Raw genomic sequence first — 3,298 nt, 5'->3', positions numbered from 1 at the left:
CGATGTGGAGCTTCAGCTTCATCACCAGCGAGTGGAGCGGCGGTGAGCTATTGCTGCCGCAGCTCCTGCGCGGCTTCCCGCAGGTTTTCGTGGTGGCGCCGGCGGTCACGCTCGGCCTCGGCAGCCTGCCGCCCGAACGGCTAAAATACGCCAGTGGCCTCTTTAACATGATGCGCAATCTCGGCGGCGCGGTCGGCATCGCGGTGTGCGGCGCAATCCTCAATGCCCGGACCAACTTCCACTTCGATGCGATTGCCTACCACCTGACCCCGGCGAATGGGCCGATGCAGCGGCTGCTGGCGGGTCTGGCGCAGCGCTATGCCGCGATGCCGGGTGTCCTCGACGAGGGCAATGTCGCCGCGCTGAAGCAATTGTGGCGGCTCGCTTACCGCGAGGCCGCTACGCTGGCATATGCCGACGCATTCCGCGCGATCATGCTCGCGTTCATCGTCGCCACGCTGCTCGTGCCGCTATTGCGCCAGGTGGCCTCCATTAGGGCGCCCACTTCCCCGCCCGCCTCGCATTGAGCTCCGGGGGGAGCCTTGTTGACAAACCGCAGGAGAACCCATGATGTCCAACATTTCTTATCGCAACGCCTTGATCGTCGGCGCCGGCTCCGGCATCAGTGCGGCGGTTGCCCGAGGGCTCGCCGCATCCGGCCTGAGGGTTCGGGCTCGCTGCGCGCAACATCGACAAGTTGGCGTCCTTAGCAGCCGAGATCGGCGCCGAGCGGTTCGCCACCGATGCCTCCGATCCGGCTGCCGTCGCGCAGCTGTTCGAGGCGGCGGACGAGCGGCTCGGTGAGCCCCACGTCGTGCTCTACAACGCCAGCGCCCGCGCGCACGGCCCGATCGCCGAGCTTGATCCGGAAGCCGTGAGGAAGGCGGTCGAGATCTCCGCCTTCGGCGGTTTCCTGGTTGTTCGGGAGGCGACGCGGCGGATGATCAATCGCGGGAGTGGCGCCATCCTGCTGACCGGGGCGAGCGCCAGCATCAAGGGCTACCCGCATTCCGCCGCTTTTGCGATGGGCAAATTTGCGCTGCGTGGTCTGGCGCAGAGCGCAGCCCGCGAACTCGGACCAAAAGGCATCCATGTGGCGCACTTCGTCATTGATGGCGCGGTGCGCAGCGCGCGGCGGCCTGATCCGGCGGATCGTCCCGACAGCACGCTCGATCCCGACGCGATCGCGCAGACCTATATCGAGGTACTGCGGCAACCAAGCAGCGCCTGGTCTCTGGAGGTCGAGCTTCGGCCCTGGGTCGAGACCTTTTAAAGCTCGGGGACCTGAGTTCGCTTGATAGCACGTCCGGGAGACGACGCATGGCTTTCAAAATCAAGGTCAATGGCGCAGACCACACCGCCGACGTCGACGGCGATACCCCTCTTCTTTGGGTCCTTCGCGACGTCTTGGGCATGACGGGCACCAAGTTCGGCTGTGGCATGGCGCTCTGCGGTGCCTGCACCGTGCATATGGACGGGGCGCCGACCCGCTCCTGCATCACGAGCATCGACAGCGTTGGCAGTGCAGAGATCACCACGATCGAAGCCATTGGAGGCACTCCGGCTGGTCAGAAAATACAAAAATCCTGGCTCGATCTCGAAGTCGCCCAGTGTGGTTATTGCCAGTCCGGCCAGATCATGTCGGCTTCGGCGCTACTGGCGAGCAATCCGCGGCCGAGCGATGCCGACATCGACGATGCTATGTCCGGCAACATCTGTCGCTGCGGCACCTATGGACGGATCCGCGAGGCCATCAAGCAGGCCGCGCAAGCGAACGGAAAGGAAGGCTGAAATGATCTTCCATCACGTCGCTTCCCGAGCCGCCGGCGCGATCCTGTCCCGGCGCGTCCTCCTACAGGCAGGGGCCGCCGCGGGCGGTGGTCTAATATTGAGTTTGACCGTGCCGTCCGCAAATGGCGAAGCCGAGCCGGCCGGTGCCGACAGCTTCGCGCCCAATGCCTTCATCCGCATCGAACGCGACGGCCAGATCATCCTCACCATGCCCTATGTCGAAATGGGCCAGGGCACCTACACCTCGATCCCGATGCTGATCGCCGAAGAGCTGGAGGTCGAGCTGTCACAGTTGCGGCTTGAGCACGCGTCGCCCAACGAGAAACTCTACGGCAACCCGCTGTTGGGCGGGATCCAGGCGACCGGCAACTCGAACGCGATACGTGCGTCGTGGCAGCCGCTTCGTGAAGCCGGCGCGATCGCGCGAGCGATGCTGGTGGTGGCGGCGGCGAAGCGCTGGAATGTCGATCCGGCGTCTTGCCGCGCGCAACAGGGCGAAGTGCTTCACCCGCCGACTGCGCGCAGGCTCACTTACGGCGAGCTTGCCGCCGACGCCGCGCAAATGCCTCTGCCGCAAAACGTGGCGCTCAAGCGAACGGAGGAGTTCAAGCTCATCGGCCGCCCGGCCAAGCGACTGGACACGCCGGCAAAGGTCAATGGGACGGCCGTATACGGCATCGACGTTCGGCCGCCGGGCGTGAAGATCGCGACCCTTGTACAATCCCCGGTGTTCGGTGGCCGTGTGAAGAATGTGGACGACACGGCGGCCAACGCAGTCAGGGGTGTGCGCCAGATCGTGCGGCTGGATGACGCGGTCGCCGTGGTCGCAGACCATATGGGCGCGGCGAGGAAGGGGCTGGCGGCGCTGGTGATCGAATGGGACGACGGGCCGCACACCAACCTCGACACGATGGCGATCGCGGCAGCGCTCGAAAAAGCGACGCTCGATCCCGGGCCGGTTGCGCAGAACATCGGCAATGCCGGCGAAGCGATGGCGAGCGCCGTCACAAAGGTGGAAGCGGCCTACGAACTTCCGTTTCTCGCGCATGCGACGATGGAGCCGATGAATTGCACGGTGCATGTCCGCAAGGACGGCTGTGAAATCTGGGTCGGCAGCCAGGCCGTTGCACGCGTTCAGGCAGCGGCGGCAAAGACGGCTGGCCTGCCATTGGACAAGGTCGTGGTCCACAATCATCTGATCGGCGGTGGGTTCGGACGGCGGCTGGAGGCGGACGGCGTCGTTCGCGCCGTCCAGATCGCGCAGCAGGTCGACGGGCCCGTGAAGGTCGTGTGGACGCGCGAGGAAGATATACAGCACGACATGTACCGACCCTATTGGTTCGATCGGATATCTGCCGGTCTCGACGAGAAGGGAATGCCGGTCGCCTGGAACCACCGCTTTGCGGGCTCCTCGATTTTGGCGAGATGGGCACCTCCGGTGTTCAAGAACGGCCTCGACCCCGATACGACCGAGGGTGCGATCAATCTGGTCTATGCGCTCCCAAAC

General features: G+C 64.9%; 2 protein-coding genes and 2 pseudogenes. All 4 read left to right on the top strand.

Features of this window, described 5'->3' with window-relative positions:
- Positions 1 to 527, top strand: a pseudogene (locus tag JOY90_RS02915) (EmrB/QacA family drug resistance transporter); the annotation flags it as partial.
- A 43-nt stretch (positions 528 to 570) separates the two neighbouring features.
- Positions 571 to 1,273, top strand: a pseudogene (locus JOY90_RS02910) (SDR family NAD(P)-dependent oxidoreductase).
- A 47-nt stretch (positions 1,274 to 1,320) separates the two neighbouring features.
- On the top strand, positions 1,321 to 1,791 hold the full coding sequence (locus tag JOY90_RS02905) for a (2Fe-2S)-binding protein (RefSeq protein ID WP_291689666.1): 471 nt from the start codon (positions 1,321 to 1,323) through the stop codon (positions 1,789 to 1,791).
- 1 nt (position 1,792) lies between these two features.
- Positions 1,793 to 3,298: molybdopterin cofactor-binding domain-containing protein (locus JOY90_RS02900; RefSeq protein ID WP_291689665.1), on the top strand; the 1,506-nt coding region annotated here is incomplete at its 3' end.

The sequence above is a fragment of the Bradyrhizobium sp. genome (assembly GCF_019242285.1).
Taxonomy (GTDB): domain Bacteria; phylum Pseudomonadota; class Alphaproteobacteria; order Rhizobiales; family Xanthobacteraceae; genus Bradyrhizobium.
This window is presented reverse-complemented; position numbering and strand designations above follow the sequence as displayed.

Excerpts from the sequence above, each read along its gene's own strand:
- JOY90_RS02905 (WP_291689666.1), top strand. The coding sequence starts at position 1,321 with ATGGCTTTCAAAATCAAGGTCAATGGCGCAGACCACACCGCCGACGTC.